Source organism: Allosediminivita pacifica (assembly GCF_003054175.1).
GTDB lineage: Bacteria > Pseudomonadota > Alphaproteobacteria > Rhodobacterales > Rhodobacteraceae > Allosediminivita > Allosediminivita pacifica.
The window spans coordinates 1-21,710 of the sequence record NZ_QBKN01000013.1 but is presented as its reverse complement, the minus strand read 5'-3'; the positions used below and the strand labels follow the sequence as shown (position 1 = coordinate 21,710).

The window sequence follows — 21,710 nt, the reverse complement described above, 5'->3', positions numbered from 1 at the left end:
AGGTTTCATGAGCGGAAGATGCGCGGTTGAAGCGCTTCCTGCCGCTGGGAATGGATGTCGATCAGCGGAGAGAAGGTGCCGATGTCGTCGAGGTCGGCAAGCGCGGCCTCGGCCGCGCGGGCCACGCAGAGCGGCCCGAGCGCGGCCGTGATCTTCTGCCCGTCGGTCTGGCCAAGCGGGATCAGCCTGACACCGGCGCTGGTCAGGTTGGCAAGAAAGGACTGCAGCAGCAGACGCACCGCGTGTTCGTGAGGAAGGTCGAGCGCCCGCACCGCGCCGCCGACCGCGACGGGATAGCAGAGCTCGGGCAGATCCAGCCCCCAGACGGCGTTGGCGGTCGCGGCAAAGGCCGCCCCCTGTTCCGCCGTCTCGCGCCGCCGCGCGGCGGAGGGCGTCATGGCCCGGGCGAGATCGTCGAGCTCCGCCAGCGATGCGCCGCGCGCGGCAAGGGACAGCAGCACCGCGTCAGACCAGCCGGCGCCGTGGGTCAGCACCGCCGTGAGCCAGCCCTGCAGCGAAGCAGCACCGGTGACGTCTCCATCCGCGATGGCCGCCTCAAGGCCATGGGACCAGGCAAAGGCACCGACAGGGAAGGCCGGCGAAAAGAGCTGATGCAGGATCAGGTGGGGGTCAATGCCCGTGGTCATGCGTGTGCCCCTCGGGGCCGTGGGAATGCGAATGGTCGTGCCCGTGCGTGCGCCCGTGGCCATAGGCACCGCCTTCGGGCGTGAAGGGTTCGACGACCTCTTCGACCGTCGCCCCAAGGTGGCGCAGCATGTCGCGGATCACGTGATCGCGCTGGATGAGCAGGCGCCGACCTTCGATCTGGCAGGGGGTGTGACGGTTGCCGATGTGCCAGGCGAGCCGGGGGAGATCATCGCCGGACACCGCCAGCAGCGGCTCTGGCGCGGCGATAACAGCCAAGTGTCGCCCGTCGGACAGCACCAGCGCATCCCCATGATCGAGGCTGGTGGTCTGGGGCAGATCGACCAGGATCGCTTCGCCCGCGTCGCTTGTCAGCACCTTGCGGCGCAGGAATCGCGCCTCGTAGCTGAGCGAGACACCCGCGCCCTGCCCGGCCTTGCGCGCCACCTCGTGGGCTACCGGCATCGCCGTCATGGTCTTTTCCGTCATTGTCTCAATTCCGTTCGTCGTTCCGCATCTGCCCTAGAACATGAAATAGCGCTGCGCCATGGGAAGCACCTCGGCGGGTTCGCATGTCAGAAGCTCCCCATCGGCCCGGACCTCGTAGGTCTCGGGGTTCACTTCGATTTTCGGGCAGGCATCGTTGAGCTTGAGGTCCCGCTTCCCGATGCCCCGGGTGTGCCGCACGGCAACCGTTTCCTTGGCCAGCCCCAGCGACTTGCCGATCCCCTCGGCCTGCGCGGCCTCGGAGACGAAGGTAACGGCCGAATTCTCCACGCTGCGGCCGTAGGCGCCGAACATGGGGCGTGAATAGACCGGCTGCGGCGTCGGGATCGAGGCGTTGGGATCGCCCATCTGGGCCATAGCGATGGTGCCGCCCAGCAGCACCATGTCGGGTTTCACACCGAAGAAGGCGGGCGACCAGAGCACGAGGTCGGCGCGCTTGCCCGGCTCGATGCTGCCGATCTCATGCGCAATGCCATGGGCGATTGCCGGGTTGATCGTGTATTTCGCGATGTAGCGGCGTACGCGCATGTTGTCATTCTCGCCCGTCTCCTCTGACAGGCGGCCGCGCTGCTTCTTCATCTTGTCTGCGGTCTGCCATGTGCGGATCAGGACCTCGCCCACGCGGCCCATGGCCTGGCTGTCCGACGCAATGATGCTGAAGGCGCCCATGTCGTGCAGGATGTCCTCGGCGGCGATGGTCTCGCGCCGGATGCGGCTTTCGGCAAAGGCCACGTCCTCGGGGATCGACTTGTCGAGGTGGTGACAGACCATGAGCATGTCGAGATGCTCTTCCAGCGTGTTCACAGTGAAGGGCCGTGTCGGGTTGGTCGAGCTGGGGAGGACGTGCTCTTCGCCGCAGATCTTGATGATGTCCGGCGCGTGGCCGCCGCCCGCGCCCTCGGTATGGAAGGCGTGGATCGTGCGGCCCTTCATGGCGCGAACGGTGTTCTCGACAAAGCCCGACTCGTTCAGCGTGTCGGTGTGGATCATCACCTGCACGTCGTAGTCGTCGGCGACCGACAGGCAGTTGTCGATGGTGCCCGGCGTCGTGCCCCAGTCCTCGTGCAGCTTGAGACTGCAGGCCCCGCCCTTGATCTGCTCGATCAGCGGCGCCGGAAGGGAGGCATTCCCCTTGCCCGCGAAAGCAAGGTTCATGGGAAAGGCATCGGCGGCCTGAAGCATCCGCGCCATGTGCCAGGGGCCGGGCGTGCAGGTGGTGGCCAGCGTCCCGTGCGCGGGGCCGGTCCCGCCGCCGAGCATGGTGGTCAGCCCCGAGTGCAACGCGTCCTCGATCTGCTGCGGGCAGATGAAGTGGATATGACTGTCGAAACCGCCCGCGGTCAGGATACGCCCCTCGCCCGCGATGATCTCCGTCCCCGGACCGACGATGATGTCGACGCCCGGCTGAGTGTCCGGGTTGCCGGCCTTGCCCAGTGCCGCGATGCGCCCGTCCTTCAGCCCCACGTCGGCCTTGAACACACCCGTCCAGTCGACGATCAGCGCGTTGGTGATGACCGTGTCGACGGCGCCATCTGCACGGGTGTACTGCGACTGCCCCATGCCGTCGCGGATCACCTTGCCGCCGCCGAACTTGACCTCTTCGCCATAAATCGCCGCGTTCGCCCCGGTGCCGCCGGACATGGCATTGCCCACGGCCTCGGCGGTCAGGTCGCGCTCGACCTCGATGATCAGGTCGGTGTCAGCCAGCCGCAGGCGGTCACCGGTGGTCGGTCCGAACATCGCCGCGTATTCGGCGCGGGAGATCTGTGCAGGCATGGTCTTCTCCTGTCAGGCGGCCCTCAGGCCGTGTTTGCGGTGCCAGTCGTCCAGAGAAAGCTCCGGATAGGCGTCATAGCATTCGTCGTGCGGACCCGGATCGAGCGGCACCCAGTCGGGCTTTTCCTTGAGCATCAGGTGCACATGCGACGGCGCCACCGGCAGGGGCGTGTCGATCGCGCTCGCGAAGGGATGAATCAGTTCGTGCCACTTGATGTCGTGCAGCCAGAGCGCCGTGGCGCAGCGGACGCAGAAGTTGCGCTCGCCGGTCGAGACCTCGCAGGTCTCGCCGCGCCGGATCTCGGCCCGGTAGACGCCGATATGCCCCCGTCCGCGGACCGACAGCGACGCGGCGATGCCACCGAGGTTGACGGCATAGCCGCCACCGCCCGCGGTCTTGCGGCAGATGGAACAGTAGCAGCGCTGGTAGGGCACGGGCGTATGGCTTTCCACAGTGAAAGCGACCGCCCCGCAGCGGCAGGAGCCGGCAAGCGTCATGGGCATCTTTGCCCCCGCCAATTTTGCTGCCTCTGGTCTGTGTCGTGGTCTCTGGTCATCGGCAGTCCTAGATCACGGCCATGACGCGCGCGGGCCCGCCCGTGCCCTGCTTGTGCTTGGGCGCGCCAACGAACAGCGTCGCGCCGCTTACGGGTAGCGCATCGAGGTTGGCGAGGTTCTCGATCCCGAAATGCCCCGAGGGCAGCCAGGAATAGTGAACCGCGAAATCGGCGGAATTGCCGGGGTCGAGCGAGAGCGTATCCACCCCGATGGACCCGGCGCCGATCTCGATCAGCATGTCCGTGGCCGCCTTCGAGAATCCAGGGAAGGTGAAGTTGCCATCGGCGTCATTCCGATAGCCCTCGGTCCCGAGCTTGTCCGCCCAGCCCGAGTTCATGGCAACGCAGGCGCCTTGGGGAATATCCCCGTTCGCGCTGACAAAGGCCTCGATGTCCTCGGGCTCCAGCATCGCGTTGGGATCGTCCGCCGCCTTGGACTTGATATCGATGATGCACAGCGGACAGACGAGGCTTGAAGGGTCGAGTTCCGCGACCGAGGCACCGTCCGCCGCGAAATGAAGCGGCGCGTCGATATGGGTTCCTGTGTGTTCGTAGATCGTCAGTTCCCAGATCTTGTAGCCGTCGCGGTCATGTTCGAATTGGCTGGAGTAGAGGATGCCGGGGTTTCCGTCGAACGTCGGGAAGTCGCCGTCGTAGGCATGCGTCAGGTCCACCACCCGGCCGGTCGACTGCGCCAGCGCGGGGCGTGCGCTAATGACCCCCGCGGCCGCAGAGGCCAGCCCGACGGAGGCCGCGCCGCGAAACAGCTCGCGGCGCGAAAGCATGGATGTCTTGACGTTCTCGATCACGCAGGCATGACACATCTTCAATCGCTCCCAGTCGGACGCCCCCATGTCCAGGGGGTCGATCTCCAAATCTGCCGCCCTGCCCGATCGGTCAGAGCGCCCCCATCACGGCCTGATTGAAGCCGTAGATCTTGCGTGCCCCATCGTAGGGGATCAGTTTCACGTCGCGTTCCTGGCCCGGCTCGAACCGCACCGCCGTTCCCGCGGCGATATCGAGCCGCATGCCGCGCGCGGCGTCACGGTCGAAATCCAGCGCCGAATTGGCCTCGGCGAAATGGTAGTGCGAGCCGACCTGCACCGGACGGTCGCCGGTGTTCGCGACCCGCAGGGTGATCGCCTCGCGCCCTGCGTTGAGGGTCAGCTCGCCATCTGCTGGGAAAAGCTCTCCGGGGATCATGCTGCGCCCCTCACCCGGCGAGGGCGAGAAACGAGCCGCCCATCGCAACAAAGACGCCAGCGCCGCGCGCAACGACCGGACCGCCGAAACGCGCCAGGCCCGCACCGATCACCGTGCCAGCCGCGTGCAGTGCCGCGGTGGCAAGCGCGAAGCCTCCAAGATAGGCCATTGCACCGGCCCCGCCCATTTCACTGCCATGCGCGTGGCCGTGAAAGACCGCGAGGGCGGCCACGATCGCGGCCGCCACCGGCAACGACAGCCGCGAGGCCGTTGCCACGAGCACACCCAGCACCAGCACCGAGGCTAGGATCATCGGCTCGACCATCGGCAAGGGCATGCCGCCCAGCGAAAGGAGAAAGCCCAGCGCCATGGCGCCCACGAAAGCGGTCGGCAGCGCCCAGAGCGCCCGACCGCCCAGCGAGGCCGCCCAGAGTCCGACAGCTACCATCGCAAGGATGTGGTCCGTGCCGAACATCGGGTGGCTGGCACCGGCGGCAAAGGATCCGTGCTGCACGGGATCGAGGTGCGCGAGCGCAGGGCCGGCGGCGATCAGGGCGGGGATCAGGGTAAGCGTCAGGCGTCGCATCGGGTACTCCTCGTCATTCGTGTCTTCAGCGGATCGGATTGTGGACGGTCACAAGCTTGGTGCCGTCCGGAAAGGTGGCCTCGACCTGCACTTCGTGGATCATCTCGGGGACCCCTTCCATGCATTGGTCGCGGGTGATGACCCGGGCGCCCGCCTGCATCATCTCGGCCACGGACCGTCCGTCACGCGCGCCTTCGACGACCGCATCGGTGATAAGCGCGATGGCCTCGGGGTGGTTGAGCTTGACGCCGCGCTCCAGGCGCTTCCGGGCGACCTCGGCCGCCATGGCGACCATCAGCTTGTCCTTTTCGCGGGGGGTCAGTTGCATGTCTCAGATCATCCAGGTCTTGGGAATGGGGCCATCGGCCAGTTCTTGCAGCACCGGCACAAGGGTTTCTCGTAGCATGAAGCCATCTGGCGCCACGATCCGGAGGAACACAAGATCCTCCGTGATCGCGCTGGCGCCGGCACACTCGGGCAGCATCTGCCGAAGGGTTTCGATCAGCGCAGACGCACCGGGGCGCGCGATCAGCACCGAAGCCATGGCACGCGCACCACCCGCGACGGCGGCAAGATCGAGCTGCGCCTGCGCATCGCCATCGAGCCGGAGCCGGTCAGAGAAGACGAGCTTTCCGTTCTGCCGCAGGTCCATCCTGTCGCGCAGGTAGACCTGCCGCACGTCCTCGCCCATCGCCTTGCGGCCGAAGATAAGACACTCGCAGGCCAACAGCCGCCCACCGGGCGCGAGCGTCACGGACAGCTCTCGATCCAGCGCCGAGGCATCGAAGAGGATCGTCTCCTGCGGGAGCCAGTGCAACGTGGCCCTTTCGGCCACTTCGAGATGGTTCCGCACATACCCAGGGGCGCCGGGCGACGCCCTGTAGATCCGCTCTGCGGCCTGCGTCGTCAGCGTAACCGAGGCGCCCTCCTCGACCGTGGCGGCATAGCTGAAGCGATCACCGCCCGTGATCCCGCCCGCCGTGTTGAGCATGACGGCATCGAGGCTGGACGTGGAACGGCGGGGAAAAAGCAACTTCGCACTGCCCGACATCGCAAGATCGGAGATCACGCTCTGTGCATCCCGACGGCGCACGACGAGCTTTGCATGCCCTCTCGCACGTTGCGGAGCGGCGCCCTGGCGGGATGTCACCAAGCTTGCGGTATCGTAGGGAATGGCACGCTCCATGGTATTTGGGAAAACCTAGACGCACGGCTCCGAAGGCGACAAGCGAAGGTCGGCCGCTCCGGATACGCGCCAAGCGCGCCTATCTAACAGGCATGACTTTCGCCCAAAAATTAATCGACAAGCACAACATATAGGCACCTTGGGAACGCCCGCTGAGTGTGCTCAGCGATCCTGATATCCGGACAGGAAGCTCGTCAGATTTTCCCCGAGCTTGGGCTGAAGATAGCCGCCTTCTTGGACAATAACCGCAGGCAGTCCCAGTCCGGCGATCCGCTTGGCCATGCGTGCAAAGTCTTCGGTTGTCACCGCAAGCCCCTGAAAAGGATCATCTTCATGGGCGTCGAGGCCGAGCGCGACCACCACGGCATCGGCCCCGAAGGCCGCGATCCGCGCAAGCGCCTTGTCCAGCGCCTCGAAGTAGCCCTCGTCTGCGGTCCGCCTTGCGAGCGGCAGGTTCAGGTTCGCGCCCTCGCCTGCGCCGGTGCCCCTCTCGTGCGCGTGGCCCCAGAAGAAAGGATAGAACCTGGCAGGGTCGGCGTGGATCGACAGCGTCAGCACATCGCCGCGGTCGTAGAAGATGCCCTGCGTGCCATTCCCATGATGAACGTCCACGTCGAGTATCGCGACGCGGGCGCCCCTGCCCCGCAGAGCCTCTGCCGCGATGGCGGCATTGGCCAGGAAGCAGAAGCCGCCCGCCATGTCGGCAAAGGCATGATGACCCGGCGGACGGCATAGTGCATACGCCGCACCGTCACTCTCGGCGATTGCGGCGGCGCTGAGCGCCGTCTGCGCGGACCAGTAGGCCGCCTCCCACGTATGGGCGGCAATGGGACAGGCGGTATCCGCCATGTGCCACCCGGCCTGCCCGACCATGCCGTCGGGACGCGACAGTCCGTGGCGCCCGGGGTGGATATTTGGAATGACCTCGTCGCTTGCGCCCTCCATACGCGCCCATCGCTTGTGGATGTTCTGAAGGAAGTCGAGGTACTCCGCCGGATGGATCGCGGCAATCGGCCCTATCCCGTGATCATGCGGCGCCTCAAAGACAGCGCCTGCGGCCTCGGCCCCGCTGCGCAGCGCATCGATCCGGGCGGGCTGTTCGGGGTTGGCGCTGGTCACCCCGTTGGCCAAGAACATCTTTGGATCGTGCGCAGCCTGCCGGGGGTGAAGGACGGCACGCAGGCTCACAGCAGGACCCGATGCTCGCGCTGGCCCTTGAAACCGGTCGGCACCGAGAAGGTCATGCCGGCAAGTCGATCATCCGCGGGCGCATCCTCGTAGGCCGAGGTCGCAAACATGGTCGACAGATGCGGACCGCCGAAGACCGGACAACTGATCTGACCGGCAGCGAGGCCAATTGCTGTAAGGAAACGCCCCTCGGGATTGTAGCAGGCCACACGTCCCGCTCCCCATTGGGCGTTCCAAAGGTTGCCCTGGGAATCCACGACCGCCCCATCGGGATTTAGTTTTTCGCTGCGCAGGTCGAGCCAGTCCTCGGGCGAATCCGACGGCCAGCCCTCGGCGTCGAGCGTGACGCGGCGAATGATACGGGTCGGGGTGTCGGTGAAATAGGCGTAGGCGCCGCCGGGCGAAAAGCAGATCGCGTTCGGAATGGTGAGCGCATCGTAGATCATGCGCAGCTCGCCTTGGTAATAGCGGTAGATCGCCCCCTGGCCGGACCCCTTGTTGCCGCTCTGATCCTTGGCCATCGTTCCGATCCAGAAGCCGCCCCAGGGATCTGCGCGTCCGTCGTTGGACCGCATCTCCTCGCGCTCGGCCTCGAGCCCCACGAGGCTCTCCTCACTTCCGGTTTCGAGATCGAAGATGAAGAGATCCCGCTCGGAGGCGATCAGCAGACGGGTTTCGTCGATCCAGCCCGCGGCCGACACCATCCTGTCGAACTTCCAGTTCCGCTGCGAGGACCCGTCGTGCTCGAAGAGCTTGCCATCGAGGATATCGAACCAGAAAAGCGTGCCACGCTCCGGATGCCACAGCGCCCCTTCACCCAGACGGCAGAAGGTATCGGAATAGATGAGATGGCTCATGTCCTCCCCTTTCTTTTGCCAGGATCCCGCCCCGGCATCTTGCGCGCACCTTGCCGGAACGCGGCGGGGGATACCAGACGTGACCGGCATCAACTGAACGCGCCGAAGGCAAGGAAGGATGCGAGCCTACTGAAAGAATGGCCCTTACCGACCTGCCGCAACGTGAACATCTGGACCGACGCAGAACCGCGCGCTAGGCCTAAGTCATGTCCGACACGAGATATGCAAACCTGCTGATCGACACGGCCGACCGGCTTGCGGAAGCGCGAAACGGCAATGAATCCTGGGAGGCGATCCAGGCTGTCGCCAAGAGGATCGGCGCCACGGCCGTGAACGCCGGCGGCGTGATCACGCTGCCGAACTCGGCTGGGCTTCGCACGGGCACACATCCGGCCTGGATGCGAAGTTCAATGGAGGACACATGGTTGGAGGAGTACCAGAACGCGGAACTCTACCGCCACGATCCGGTACTTCGCTCTGCCCTGAGGGGGCTTCCGCCGCCATCCTACTACGACGTGCGGGCGGCCCATTCCCTCGAAAGGACCGAACCTCAGCTCGCCCCGCTGCATGACGGACTTCTGCGCCATGACTACCGTTTCGTGCTCGCGCACATGTGGTACGAGAAGAACCTCGGCAAATGCATCGTCCTGGGGTGCAGCACCGATCCAAGGGACCTTTTCGGACCGGGCACCGAGCGGGCGTTTTCGACGATCTCGGCCATGCTGGCCATGCGGCTTCAGCCCCCGGACGACGGTGTGGGCGAGGCCTCTGCCTTCGGAATCGACTGGCTGATGCCCAATCCGCAGGAATTCGATGTTCTGTGTTATCTCGCCCGGGGCCTGAACGAGGCCGAGGTCGCCGAACGGCTGGAAATCAGCCTGACCGAAGTCCGGCGCAGGGTCCGGAACGTCGCGCACAAGATGGGCGCCGAGACACCGGACCAGACCCTTGCGCTTGCCCTGAGCCGGGGCCTTCTGCCGCTCTGAAGGCTGCGCCTTGAGCAGCGAAGGATTTATTTTGCGGCGCTCCGGGGATATGTTCGGCGTCATGTCCCGCAACCTTTCCACGTCTTTCCCCCTGCGTCCGGCCCGTGTTCACGAGGCCTATGGATCGGCGGCGCCCGTTCTGGCGGCCGTGGCCTGCGGCCAGGTGGAGGGAAGCCTGTTCTGGATCACCGAGAACTGGCTGCCAGAACGCCTCAACCCCCTGGGCCTTTCCACCTTCCTTGATCCCGCGCGCCTCCTGACAGCCCGCACCGGCAGCCAGATCGACTCTCTGGCCATCGCCGAGGAAACGCTCAGAGATGGGTCGCTCGGGCTTGTCGTGCTCGAGACCACCCGCCCGCTCAACCTTCGCGAAGGGCGGCGCCTGCAGCTGGCCGCGAAGGCAGGAGGCACACCCGGCCTCTGCATCATCCCCGAGGGCATGGGCAGCAATGCCGCAGAGACCCGCTGGAAGGCCGAGCCCCTCCCCTCTCTCGAGAGCCGGGACTCGACTCTGATGCGCTGGAATCTTAAAAAGAACAAATCAGGAACACTTGGCGCATGGGATGTTCGATGGGATGCAGAGACGCGTCGCTTGCATGTGGTTTCCCCGGCTGGCGAGTGACCGGGCGCTGCGGTTGCGCCCCCTCGACGGGCCCTTTGCCCTGACGATCCGGGAGAGCAACACCAACCGCATTCATTGCCTCAACCATGCCGCCGAGCGGGAAGGCTTGCATGCGGGTATGCCGCTTGCCGATGCTCGCAGTTTCTGCCCCGAGGTTCTCAGCGCCGAGGCCGACCCTGAGGGCGACACAAGGTTCCTGCATGCCCTGCGCCGCTGGGCCACGCGCTACTGCCCCTGGGTGGGCCTTGAGGGGAAGGACGGGCTGGTGCTTGACGTGACGGGCTCCACCCACCTTTGGGGTGGGGAAGCGGGCATGCTGACGGATATGCGGCAAAGGCTTTTGCGCACCGGGCTGTCTGTCCGGCTGGGAATCGGCGACACCCGCGGCGCCGCATGGGCCCTAGCGCGCCATTCCGAAGGTCGCGCCGCCCCCGGCGCCCCCCTCGCCGCGCTGACCTTTCTGCCCGCCTCAAGCCTGCGCATTCCCGCCGAGACGGCCATGGCGCTGCAGCAACTGGGGCTGCATACCATCGGCGATCTGGCCAAGGCACCCCGCGCCCCACTCACACGCCGCTTCGGCCCTGAACTCCTGTTGCGCCTCGATCAGGCCTTGGGACAACAGCCCGAGCAGATCACACCGCTCGAGGAGCCGCCTCACTACGGCGTCAGGATCAGCCTGCCCGATCCCATCGGTCTCACCGCCGATGTCATGGCCCTGACCGAGCGGCTCCTGCGCCGCCTCTGCGAAACGCTCAAGACCCACGAAACCGGTGCCCGGTCGCTCTGCCTCACGCTTCGGCGGGTCGATGGCGGCAGCCAGCAGGTGGAACTGCGTCTTGCCGCGGCCATGCGCGACCCCTCCCGTATCCTGCCCCTCTTCGAACGGGGCGTGGGCGAAGTCGACGCCGGTTTCGGCATCGACCAGATGCGCATCGAGGCCACGCAAGTCGAACCCCTTCCCGTGCAGCAGCTCAGCCATTCCGCCGCAGTGCAGACCGGGCAGATAGAGGACCTCATCACCCGCGTCGGCACACGCATCGGCCTTGAGAACATCCAGCGTTTCGTGCCTGCCGACAGCCATATCCCCGAACGCGCCTTCCACTCGGTGCCCGCCGCATGGTCCTCCCCCGAGAGCGGTTGGAGCGCCCCACGGCCGCGTCCGTTGAGGCTTTTCCCGCCCGAACCCATCGCCGGCAGCGGCACCGAGCCGCCGCGCAGCTTCCGTTGGCGCAGGATAGCGATGGAAACCGACCGTGCCATCGGCCCCGAACGCATCGCACCCGAATGGTGGCTGGAGGACGAGGCCTGGCGCTCGGGCCTGCGCGACTACTGGCATGTCCAGACGCGGCAGGGCCGCAGGCTGTGGCTGTTCCATACGCCGCAGAACCCGGGCTGGTTCGTGCATGGAGAGTTCGCATGAGCCACCATGACACGAGCGCCGACATTCCCGAGGCCTATGCCGAGCTCTGCGTGACCTCCAATTTCACCTTCCTTACCGGCGCCTCGCACCCGGAGGAACTGGTCCTGCGCGCATCGGAACTGGACCTTGCCGCCCTTGCCATAACCGACCGCAATTCGCTGGCGGGTGTGGTCCGGGCCTGGTCCGCCCTGCGGAGCCTCGAGAAGGAAAGGTCCGAAGCCCTGCGCATCCGCTCCTCGGCCCAGATCGACGGGTGTTCGCGGCAGGAGGTCGGCCCGCCCCGCGATCTACCCGCGCCGCCCTTCGACCGGCTGCCCCGCCTGATCGTCGGCTGCCGTCTCGTCCTGCGTGATTGCCAGTCGCACTGGATCGCCCTGCCCACCGACCGCGCCGCCTACGAACGCCTGACGCGGCTGCTGACCCTCGGCAAGCGCCGGGCCGGAAAAGGCGACTGCTACCTTGATCTCGCCGATCTCGAAACCGCCGCCGAAGGGATGGTTCTGATCGCCCTGCCGCAGGGGCCGGTGCGCAGTGCGATTCCCCGAACCCACGCGCCTCTTCAGAAACTTCAGCGCCTCTATCCCGGGCAGGTCTACCTTGGCGCCGCGCCCCGATACGACGGCTCGGACCAGGCCTGGATCGAGGCATGCGCAGAACTGTGCCGGCGCAGCTCCACCCCCATGGTCGCGGTGGGTGACGTGCTCATGCACCACGCCTCGCGGCGGCAGCTGGCCGACGTGCTCACCTGCATGCGCGAGAAGACCACCATCGACCGGATCGGCACCCGGGCGCTGCCCAACGCGGAGCGGCGCCTGAAGGGGCTCGCCGACATGGCCCGTCTCTTCCGCCACCACCCCGCTGCGCTGCGCCGCACGACCGAGATCGCGGCCCGCTGCAGCTTCGACCTCGGGGAGCTCAGCTACGAGTATCCCGACGAGATCTCGCTGGGCGGCGAGGCGCCTCAGGCGCGGCTGGAACGGCTCACCCACGAGGGGCTGCGCTACCGCTGTCCTTCCGGCATCCCTGCCCGCTACCGCGATCTTGCCGCCAAGGAGCTGAGCCTCGTGGCGGACCTCGGCTACGCGGCCTACTTCCTCACCGTGCACGACATCGTGCAGGAGGCCCGCGCCCGCGACATCCTCTGTCAGGGGCGCGGCTCGGCGGCGAACTCGATCCTGTGCTGGGCGCTCGGCGTGACCGACGTGGCGCCGGACATGATCGGTATGGTCTTCGAGCGATTCATCTCGCGCCACCGCGGCGAGCCGCCCGACATCGACGTGGATTTCGAACACGAACGCCGCGAGGAGATCATCCAGTGGATCTACGAGCGCTACGGCCGTCACCGGGCGGGGCTTTGCGCCACCGTGATTCACTTCCGCACCCGCGCCGCGATCCGCGAGGTGGGCAAGGTCATGGGGCTGAGCGAGGATCTGACCGCACGCCTTGCGGGCGACATCTGGGGGCTGACCAACAGCGGGGCCGACATGGAACGTGCACGCGAGCTGGGGCTGAACCCATCCGACCGGCGGCTGTCGCAGACCCTGCGGCTGATCGGCGAGATCATCGGCTTTCCCCGCCACCTCAGCCAGCACGTCGGCGGCTTCGTCATCACGCGCGGGCGGCTGGACGAGCTCTGCCCGATCGAGAATGCCGCGATGGAGGGACGCACTTGCATCGAGTGGGACAAGGATGACATCGACGCGCTGGGGATCCTGAAGGTCGACGTGCTCTCGCTCGGGATGCTGACCTGCCTGCGCAAGAGCTTTGCCCTGCTCGAGCGGCATGAGCGGATCAGCCACACCATCGACAGCGTCCCGCAGGAGGACGCGGCGACCTACAGGATGCTGCAGCGGGCCGACGCGGTGGGGGTGTTCCAGGTGGAAAGCCGCGCACAGATGAACTTCCTGCCCCGGATGCTGCCGAAGACTTTCTACGACCTGGTGATCGAGGTCGCCATTGTCCGGCCCGGGCCGATCCAGGGGGGCATGGTGCAGCCCTACATCCGCCGCAGGCAGGGGCTGGAGAAGGCCGAGCCCTTCGGCCCGGAGCTGGAGAAGGTCACCAGCAAGACGCTGGGCGTGCCGCTCTTCCAGGAGCAGGCCATGCAGATCGCCGTGGTGGGGGCGGGCTATTCCGCCGAGGAGGCCGACCAGCTGCGGCGGTCGCTCGCCTCGTTCCGGCGGATGGGCACGATCGGGGCGCATCGCGACCGCTTTGTCACCGGCATGACCGCCCGGGGCTACTCCCGCGAGGTGGCAGAGCAGTGCTTTTCTCAGATCGAGGGCTTCGCGGACTATGGCTTCCCGGAAAGCCATGCCGCGGCCTTCGCCATGCTGACCTATGTCTCGTCCTGGCTCAAATGCCACCACCCGGCAGTCTTTGCCTGCGCGTTGCTGAACTCGCAGCCCATGGGCTTCTACGCGCCGGCCCAGATCGTGCGGGACCTGCGCGATCACGGGCACGAGGTGCGGCCGGTCTGCGTCAATCGCAGCGAGTGGGACAACTCGCTGGAGAGGCGGTCGGACGGGCGGCTGGCGCTGCGGCTGGGGTTCCGGCAGATCAAGGGATTCCGCGAGGAGGACGCGGCATGGATCGTGGGGGCGCGGGGCAACGGCTATCCCGACCCCGAGAGCGTCTGGCTGCGGGCAGGTGTCCGGCCGGCGGTGCTGGAGCGGCTGGCCGGGGCGGATGCCTTCACCGGCATGGGGCTCACGCGGCGGGACGCGCTCTGGGCGGTGCGGGCGATCCGGTCGCCCGCCCCCCTGCCGCTCTTCTCGGACCGGGTCGGGGGTGAAGGGATCGCGGAGCCGGACACCCTGCTGCCGCACATGGGTCTCGGGGAGGAGGTGGTGCAGGACTACGTGACCACGCGGCTGAGCCTGAAGGCCCACCCGATGGAGATGCTGCGCTACGAGATCCCGGGGCTGCTGCCCAACAACCGGCTTGCGGTGGTGCCGGTGCGGCGGGTTTCGGTCTGCGGGGTGGTCATCACCCGGCAGCGGCCGGGCACGGCCTCGGGGGTGATCTTCCTGACCCTCGAAGACGAGACGGGGGGGGCCAACATCGTGGTCTGGCCCCGGGTCTACGAGCAGTTCCGGCGGCCGGTGATGGGCGGGCGGCTGCTGAAGGTGACCGGACTGATCCAGCGCGAGGGGGTCGTGGTCCACGTCATCGCCGAGCAGATCGAGGATTGGACCCAGCAGCTTCTGGACCTGGCCAAGCCGATGCCCGAGGAGGGCGAGGAGGAGCGGGAGGAGCCGGCCCGGAGACCGCGGCAAGGCCCCAGCGCGCGGCACCCGCGGGAGCAGGCCAAGAGGCTGTTCCAGAGCCGGGATTTCCACTGAGATCCCGGCCATGCGCCGGCGCGTCCCGGGGGTGTCCCGGGCCGGGACATCTTTCGGCCTTATATAAATCAATGAGTTACAGAGACGACTTAACCAAAAATTAGGAATGTCCCGGGACAGGCGTCCTTCTTGCCGACGGGACGCAGCGCCGTTTTCGGGCCGGCCGGGTCGGTGGCCACCGAGTCGGTTTCCCCCTGCCCGACCGCCGCCCCATCGCGGTCCGGAGCGCGTCACAAGGCGGATGGCCTGTCCTGCCGTAACGCCCCTGCCTTGCCGCAACCAGGCCGCCGCGAGACAGCGGCGCAATATGACAAAAATTTCCGACTTGCCGTCCGATTAATCGTGTGAAACGTTATCTATAACGTTCTATGTTTAATAATCATGCCTCTCGTGGCATGAACGACCAGGGGGGAGACAAGGTCATGGATGGTCAGACAGGCCTCGGCGAGCAGTCCCGCGCGACCGCATACCAGTGGACCGCCGAGATGATCTCGCCGGCACACGATGCAGGTGACGGGCACGAAGCCCGATGCGTCGCGACCAGCTTCACCGCGAAGGCAGGCGGCACGAAAATCCTGCGTGCCTCGGCCCAGGGCCTTTATCGCGTGTTTCTCAACGGCACCCGCGTCGGCGAGGATCTTCTGACCCCCGGCTGGACCAACTACGACGACCGCATTGCCTACCAGAGCTACGACGTCAGCGACCTCGTGACCGAAGGCGAAAACCGTATCGAGATCTGGCTGGGCGACGGCTGGTATCGGTCTCCGCTCATGGCGCGGGCCGTGCGCCCGGGCAATCTATGGGGCGACCGGGTCGGCGCCATCGCCGAGATCACCGAGGGCGAGACGGTCCTGTGCCGGACCGACGGATCGTGGTCGGCGGGGCTGATCCCGGTGACCCGCTCGGGCATCTACTACGGCGAGGACTACGACGCGCGGCTTGAAGGAGCGGCGCGGGACGAGTCGGTGGAGGTGCTGCCCTTCGACACAGGACGGCTGGTGCCGCAGGAGGCGCCGACGGTGCGCCACCTCGCGCCGCTGGAACCGGTCGAGAGCTGGACCGACGCGGAGGGCCGCAGCCTGCACGACTTCGGCCAGAACGTGGGCGGGCTGGTGCGGATCACCGTGAAGGGCAAACCGGGCGCCGAGGTCTACGTCGAGCATTCCGAGGTGCTGGGCCCCGACCGGGCCTTCGACAACCGCAACTACCGCAGCGCGCGAGGCGCCTACCGCTACACGCTGAAGGGTGAAGGGGATGAGACCTACGAACCGGTATTCTCGTTCATGGGGTATCGTTTCGCCCGCATCACGGTGACGGGCGATGCCGAGGTCACCGCGGTGACCTCCTTCCCGATTTCCTCGGTCCACGAGATCGAGGGCGGCGTGACAACGGGCGAACCCGCCGTCGACCGGCTGGTACAGAACACCGCCTGGTCGCTGCTGGGCAACTTCATCGAGGTGCCGACCGACTGTCCGCAGCGCGACGAGCGCATGGGCTGGACCGGCGACGCGCAGGTTTTCGCGGGCACCGCCTGCTGGATGGCGGACGTGAAGGAGTTCTTCCGCAAGTACCTGCGCGACGTGATGCACGACCAGCGCGAGAACGGCGCGATCCCGCATTATTCGCCGGACGCCACGCGGGTCGCCGAGGGCCACGGCGACTGGGCCGGGTCGACCGGCTGGGGCGATGTCATCACCGAAATGCCCTGGCAGCTCTATCTGCATTACGGCGACACGGACGCGCTGCGCGAGTGCTTCCCGGCGATGCTCAAGTGGCTGGACTACATGTGGAACATCTCGGGCGGGCCGGTGATCCATCCCAATGCCGAGTGGCCGGTGGACGGGTTCACCTTCGGCGACTGGCTGCAGCCCACGGGCGACAACCGCAAGCCGCGCCCCACCATCGGCGAGGATTGCGCGGCGACGATCTCGCACTTCATCTCGGTGCAGCTGACCTCACGCATCGCCGGGATCCTGGGCGAAGAGGCCGAGGCGCAGCGGCTGGCGGCGCGGGCGGAGCAAATCAAGGCGGCCTTCGCGCACGAGTTCATCGCGCCGTCTGGGCGGCTGGGACACAACGACCAGACCTCCTACGCGCTGGCGCTGCTCCACGACCTCGTGCCCGAGGAACACGTGCCCGCCGCGACCGAGTATTTCCGCAAGTCGGTGGAGGACGCGCATTACCTGATCGGGACGGGGTTCATCGGGACCCCTGCCCTGCTACCGGCGCTGTGCAAGGTCGGACTGACCGAGACCGCCGAGAAGGTCTTTCTCAACCGCAAGGTGCCCGGATGGCTCTACCAGGTGGACCAGGGCGCGACGACGATCTGGGAACGCTGGGATGCCATCGGTCCCGACGGCACGATCTACGAACCCTCCATGAACAGCTACAACCACTACGCCTACGGCGCGGTGTGCCAATGGCTTTTCGAGGACGTCGCCGGCGTGACGCCGTCCGAGGACGGGCCCGGCTTCGACAAGGTTCGCCTGTCGCCCCGGGTGCTGCCCGGGCTGGGGCATGTCGAGATGTGGCACGATTGCCGACACGGCCGGATCGAGGCCGGATGGCGGATCGAGGAGGGGCAGGTGACCTACCGGGTCACCCTGCCCGAGGGCGTCGAGGCGCACGCGGATGACGCGCTGGGGGGAGGAACCCATGGCCCCGGCACCCACGAGTTCACCTTTGCACTGGGCGGGTGAGCGGAAGTCGAGAATCGCCCGGCCACGCCGGGCATTTTGGGAGGAAACCATGACCTACACCACGAAGACCGCAACTGCGCTTGCACTGATCCTGGCCGGCGGCTCCGCCTCGGCGGAGGAGCTGTCGATGCTGATCGGCAACGATTCCGACATGGTCGCGATCGCCGAGGCCCTGTCCGCGGCCTATACCGAGCAGAACCCGGACGTGACCTTCGACATCGAGATCCGCCCCGGCGGATCCGAGGGCGACAACCTCGTCATGACGCGCCTGGTGACCGGCGAGATGGCCGACATCTTCGAGAACAACTCGGGCGCCCTGCTGCAGGCGCTGCGGCCGAGCCGGACGCTGGTGCCGCTCAACGACATCGAGGCCATGGACCGCCTGCCCGAGACCTACACCGAGACGGTGTCGGACGACGAGGGCAGCATCTACGGCGTGCCGTGGAAGCCCTTCAGCGCGGGCGGGATCTTCTACCACCGGCCCACCTACGAGGAGCTGGGGCTCGAGGTACCGACCACCTGGGACGAGTTCATGGCGAACAACGCCGCAATTGCCGAGCAGACCGACAAGGCGCCCATCATCCAGACCTACGGCGACACCTGGACCAGCCAGATCATCGTGCTGGCCGACTACTACAACGTGCAGTCCGAAGCCCCCGATTTCGCAGAGGAGTTCACCGCGAACGAGACCAAGTTCGCGACCACGCCGGCGGCACTGCGCAGCTTCGAGCGGCTTCAGCAGGTGCACGAGTCGGGCTACGTCAACGAGGACTACGCTGCGGCGAGCTACAACGAAGGGCTCCGGATGGTCGGCAGCGGCGAGGGCGTGCACTACCCTATGCTGACGGTGGGCTTCAACGCGCTGAAGCAGAACAACCCGGAACTGCTTGAAAACGTGGGCATCTTCGGCATGCCCAACGACGACCCCGAGGACAACGGGCTGACCGTCTGGGTGCCGGATTCCTACTACATCCCGAAGTCGAGCGAGAACCAGGAACTGGCCAAGGACTTCCTGAACTTCGTCGCCTCGACCGATGGCTGCGAGGTGATCCTCGACACCATCGGCGCGGTCGGACCCTTCGTGGTCGAGGGCTGCACCCTGCCCGACGACGTGCTGCCCGGCATCGCCGAGCTGCTGCCCTATTTCGAGGAGGAAGGCCGCACCGCGCCGGCGCTCGAGTTCGTGTCGCCGCTCAAGGGGCCCTCGCTGGAGCAGCTGACCGTCGAGGTGGGATCGGGCATCCGCGAAGCGCAGAGCGCCGCCGAGCTCTACGACCAGGACGTAGCCAAGCAGGCGCGCCAGCTGGGTCTCGAGAACTGGTAAGACCACGGGTGGCGGGTCATTTCGGCCCGCCGTCCACTCCGCGCCGGCAGCCTTTCAGCTGCTCGCGCGCGGAACGAGATTCGGTTGGATCAGGACATGCTTCCCATGAGACCCCTCAGCGACACGACGCAACATGGTGGCCGCGGCCTGGCGGCCGAGCTGGTCGGCGTGCTGTTCGACGGAGGTGAGCCCGATGGGCGGCAGCGCGGCCGTCGGCGTGTTGTCGTAGCCCACGATGGCCAGATCCCGGGGGACCCGGAGTCCGCGTTCGCGCGCCATCGTGAGAAGCGGAATGGCATGTATGTCGCTCCAGCAGAAGACGGCACCCGGCCGGGGGATGTCATCGAGCAACGCGACGAGCTCATCGGGATTGTCGCCGAGGCTGGTATCGGACCGGATCACGTGCATTCGGTCGGCAAGGCCCGCCTGTTCCATGGCGAGCCGGTAGCCGCGTTCGCGCATGTGGAAGACCTCCTTGCCGCCGGGACGCAGCGGCGCAGTGAGCATCCAGATGTCCTCGTGGCCCCGCGCGATGAGGTGTTCCACGGCAAGCTGCGCGCCGGCACAGTCGTCGCTGTTCACGGTGTCGAAGCCCTCGGCCTCGGGGTCGTGGTGGCCGATGACGACGGTCGGGATCTGACTGGCATAATCGGAGAGAATGTCGGTGGTCAGGCAGGGCGCGACCAGGATCACGCCGTCCATGCGCATGTCGATCATCGCGTCGATGAGCGAACTCTCGATCGACATCTCGGCCTCGCCCACGGACATCATCATGACCTTTCCCTCGCTGGCGAGATCGGACTTGATGCCTTCGGTGAGCCCCGCGAGGAAGGGGTTGCGCATGTCAACGAGCAGCACGCCGATGGTATCGGTCGCCCCGCGCATGCCGCGCGCCGCGAAGCTGGGCCGGTAGCCGAGCTTCTCGACCGAGCGCAGCACCCTGTCGCGCATGTCCGCGCTGACACCGTAGCCGTTGTTGAGAACCTTGGAGACCGCGGCCACCGAGACGCCTGCGTCGCTGGCGACGGCCTTGATCGTGACGCGGCGGGGCCGCGACGTATCCGGTTGTGCGCGAATAGCGGCATCCTCCTGTCAAACGCGCTGAACTTAGCGGAATCGTGTCTTGGCTGCCAGCCGATAATGTGTAACGTTTTCCATGGTGCCATCGCCGGGAGACCGATGCGCGCCGAACCACGGGAGGGGACCCGCATGCACCTACGTACCGAAAGCACGCCCCGGAAGGCGCGCGGCCTGTCGAGACCGGGATGTCCGGCGTGCGGACCCCACGACGTCTGACGTTCTGAACACTATCCAGGGAGGAGACCCGACATGACGACCCGACTGAAAACACAGACCGCACTGGCGACGCTCTCGCTCGTGCTGGGCGGCGCGGCATCGGCGCAGGAGCTGACGATGCTCGTCGGCAACAACGTCGACACGGTCGCCGCGGCCGAGGCGCTGACCGAGGCCTATACCGAGCGCAACCCGGACGTGACCTTCAACATCGAGATCCGCCCCGGCGGGTCGGAAGGTGACAACATCATCAAGACGCGCCTCGCCACGGGCGAGATGGCGGACATCTTCCAGTACAACTCCGGCTCGCTGCTGCAGGCGCTGCGTCCGTCGCGGACGCTGATGCCGATCAACGACATCAAGAACTTCGACGCGATGAACGAGAGCTTCATTGCCACCGTGTCCGACGACGAGGGCAATGCCTTCGGCGTGCCGATCCAGCCTGCCATGGGCGGCGGCATCCTCTATCACATGCCCACCTACGAGGAGCTTGGCCTCGAGGTGCCGCTGACCTGGGATCAGTTCATGGAGAACAACGCCGCCATCGCCGAGGCGACGGACAAGGCGCCGATCATCCAGACCTACCGCGACAGCTGGACCAGCCAGATCACCTTCCTCGCGGACTTCTACAACGTGCAGCAGGACAGCCCCGGCTTCGCCGAGGCCTTCACCGCCAACGAGGCCAAGTTCGCCACCGACCCGGCGGCGCTGCGCGGCTTCGAACGCATCCAGGACATGCACGAGTCCGGTTACATGAACGAGGATTTCGGTGCCGCGACGCTGGATGACGGGCTGGCCATGGTCGCCAGCGGCGAAGGCGTGCACTACCCGATGCTGACCTTCGCCATCGGCGCGATCCAGCAGAACTCGCCCGACCAGCTGCAGGACGTGGGCTTCTTCGCCCTGCCCGGCGACGATGCCGGGGCCAACGGCCTGACCGTCTGGATGCCGGCGGCCTTCTACATCCCGCGCGGCTCCGAGCACCCCGAGATCGCCAAGGATTTCCTGAACTTCGTGGCGACCCCCGAGGGCTGCGACGCGATCACCGAGCGCGTCGGTGCCGCCGGTCCCTACCTCGTCGAGGGCTGTACCCTGCCCGACGACGTGCCGCCGTCGGTCTCGGACATGCTGCCCTACTTCGAGGAAGAGGGCCGCACTTACCCCGCGCTCGAGTTCCTGTCGCCGGTCAAAGGACCCGCGCTGGAGCAGCTGACGGTCGAGGTCGGCTCGGGCATCCGCGAGGCGCAGAGCGCGGCGGAACGCTACGACGCGGACGTGGCCAAGCAGGCGCGTCAGCTGGGTCTGCCGAACTGGTGATCCCCGCCGGAAAACGCACCGAAACCGTCCCCCCGCGCGCAACGCGGGGGGCTCAAGGAAACGTCTCCCGAGAGGCCGCGAATGAGACGCAGCTCAGCCTATCCCTACTGGTTCCTGATCCCCGGCGGGGCGATCTTCGTGGTGCTGTTCATCGTTCCGACGGTGGCCTCCTTCTACTTCAGCCTGACCTACTGGGATCC

Annotated in this window: 19 protein-coding genes; 7 read left to right on the top strand and 12 right to left on the bottom strand. The window is 66.7% G+C overall.

Features of this window, described 5'->3' with window-relative positions; translation table 11 throughout:
- Positions 1 to 5: 5 nt before the first annotated feature.
- The 11 genes from C8N44_RS11470 to C8N44_RS11420 form a co-directional block, all read right to left on the bottom strand.
- The gene (locus C8N44_RS11470; RefSeq protein WP_107976606.1) at positions 6 to 647 is read right to left on the bottom strand and encodes an urease accessory protein UreF; all 642 of its coding nucleotides are present in this window, start codon (positions 645 to 647) and stop codon (positions 6 to 8) included.
- Positions 631 to 1,119, bottom strand: coding sequence for an urease accessory protein UreE (ureE, locus tag C8N44_RS11465; protein ID WP_107976803.1), 489 nt, complete (start codon positions 1,117 to 1,119; stop codon positions 631 to 633). Before ureE ends, C8N44_RS11470 begins: the two co-directional genes overlap by 17 nt.
- A 48-nt stretch (positions 1,120 to 1,167) precedes the next feature.
- Positions 1,168 to 2,928, bottom strand: coding sequence for an urease subunit alpha (gene ureC, locus C8N44_RS11460; protein ID WP_107976604.1), 1,761 nt, complete (start codon positions 2,926 to 2,928; stop codon positions 1,168 to 1,170).
- A gap of 12 nt (positions 2,929 to 2,940) precedes the next feature.
- Entirely contained in the window at positions 2,941 to 3,432 is a 492-nt protein-coding gene (locus C8N44_RS11455; protein ID WP_107976602.1) for a GFA family protein, read from the bottom strand.
- A gap of 61 nt (positions 3,433 to 3,493) precedes the next feature.
- On the bottom strand, positions 3,494 to 4,309 hold the full coding sequence (locus C8N44_RS11450; RefSeq protein ID WP_107976801.1) for a cyclase family protein: 816 nt from the start codon (positions 4,307 to 4,309) through the stop codon (positions 3,494 to 3,496).
- A 73-nt stretch (positions 4,310 to 4,382) separates the two neighbouring features.
- Positions 4,383 to 4,688 (bottom strand): urease subunit beta, encoded by a 306-nt coding sequence (locus C8N44_RS11445; protein ID WP_107976600.1) that lies wholly within the window; start codon positions 4,686 to 4,688, stop codon positions 4,383 to 4,385.
- 10 nt (positions 4,689 to 4,698) lie between these two features.
- Positions 4,699 to 5,274, bottom strand: coding sequence for a HupE/UreJ family protein (locus tag C8N44_RS11440; RefSeq protein WP_107976598.1), 576 nt, complete (start codon positions 5,272 to 5,274; stop codon positions 4,699 to 4,701).
- A gap of 25 nt (positions 5,275 to 5,299) precedes the next feature.
- Positions 5,300 to 5,602, bottom strand: coding sequence for an urease subunit gamma (locus C8N44_RS11435; protein WP_107976596.1), 303 nt, complete (start codon positions 5,600 to 5,602; stop codon positions 5,300 to 5,302).
- A 3-nt stretch (positions 5,603 to 5,605) separates the two neighbouring features.
- Positions 5,606 to 6,343, bottom strand: a complete 738-nt coding sequence (locus C8N44_RS11430; RefSeq protein WP_244641042.1) for an urease accessory protein UreD — start codon at positions 6,341 to 6,343, stop codon at positions 5,606 to 5,608.
- A gap of 279 nt (positions 6,344 to 6,622) precedes the next feature.
- A complete protein-coding gene (locus tag C8N44_RS11425) occupies positions 6,623 to 7,642 on the bottom strand; it encodes a histone deacetylase family protein (protein WP_107976799.1) in 1,020 nt (339 codons plus the stop codon).
- A 2-nt stretch (positions 7,643 to 7,644) separates the two neighbouring features.
- Positions 7,645 to 8,505 carry an SMP-30/gluconolactonase/LRE family protein gene (locus C8N44_RS11420; protein WP_107976592.1) on the bottom strand — a complete coding sequence of 287 codons (861 nt, stop codon included), beginning with the start codon at positions 8,503 to 8,505 and terminating at the stop codon, positions 7,645 to 7,647.
- 206 nt (positions 8,506 to 8,711) lie between these two features.
- On the opposite strand from C8N44_RS11420, the gene C8N44_RS11415 reads away from it, so the two are divergent.
- From C8N44_RS11415 to C8N44_RS11390, 6 genes are all read left to right on the top strand, one after another.
- Positions 8,712 to 9,491 (top strand): helix-turn-helix transcriptional regulator, encoded by a 780-nt coding sequence (locus C8N44_RS11415; RefSeq protein WP_107976590.1) that lies wholly within the window; start codon positions 8,712 to 8,714, stop codon positions 9,489 to 9,491.
- A gap of 61 nt (positions 9,492 to 9,552) precedes the next feature.
- On the top strand, positions 9,553 to 10,113 hold the full coding sequence (locus C8N44_RS11410) for an ImuA family protein (protein ID WP_107976797.1): 561 nt from the start codon (positions 9,553 to 9,555) through the stop codon (positions 10,111 to 10,113).
- Positions 10,055 to 11,533: a Y-family DNA polymerase gene (locus tag C8N44_RS11405; RefSeq protein WP_107976588.1), complete on the top strand. Its 1,479-nt coding sequence runs from the start codon at positions 10,055 to 10,057 to the stop codon at positions 11,531 to 11,533. Before C8N44_RS11410 ends, C8N44_RS11405 begins: the two co-directional genes overlap by 59 nt.
- Positions 11,530 to 14,877 (top strand): error-prone DNA polymerase, encoded by a 3,348-nt coding sequence (locus C8N44_RS11400; RefSeq protein WP_107976586.1) that lies wholly within the window; start codon positions 11,530 to 11,532, stop codon positions 14,875 to 14,877. The genes C8N44_RS11405 and C8N44_RS11400 overlap by 4 nt, the downstream gene beginning before the upstream one ends.
- A 422-nt stretch (positions 14,878 to 15,299) precedes the next feature.
- A complete protein-coding gene (locus C8N44_RS11395; RefSeq protein ID WP_210204159.1) occupies positions 15,300 to 17,576 on the top strand; it encodes an alpha-L-rhamnosidase in 2,277 nt (758 codons plus the stop codon).
- Positions 17,577 to 17,625: 49 nt separating this feature from the next.
- A complete protein-coding gene (locus tag C8N44_RS11390; RefSeq protein ID WP_107976584.1) occupies positions 17,626 to 18,900 on the top strand; it encodes an ABC transporter substrate-binding protein in 1,275 nt (424 codons plus the stop codon).
- 54 nt (positions 18,901 to 18,954) lie between these two features.
- On the opposite strand, the gene C8N44_RS11385 is transcribed toward C8N44_RS11390, so the two are convergent.
- Positions 18,955 to 19,935, bottom strand: coding sequence for a LacI family DNA-binding transcriptional regulator (locus C8N44_RS11385; RefSeq protein ID WP_280514081.1), 981 nt, complete (start codon positions 19,933 to 19,935; stop codon positions 18,955 to 18,957).
- A gap of 294 nt (positions 19,936 to 20,229) precedes the next feature.
- On the opposite strand from C8N44_RS11385, the gene C8N44_RS11380 reads away from it, so the two are divergent.
- Positions 20,230 to 21,510: an ABC transporter substrate-binding protein gene (locus C8N44_RS11380; RefSeq protein ID WP_107976580.1), complete on the top strand. Its 1,281-nt coding sequence runs from the start codon at positions 20,230 to 20,232 to the stop codon at positions 21,508 to 21,510.
- The last annotated feature ends 200 nt before the right edge of the window (positions 21,511 to 21,710 follow it).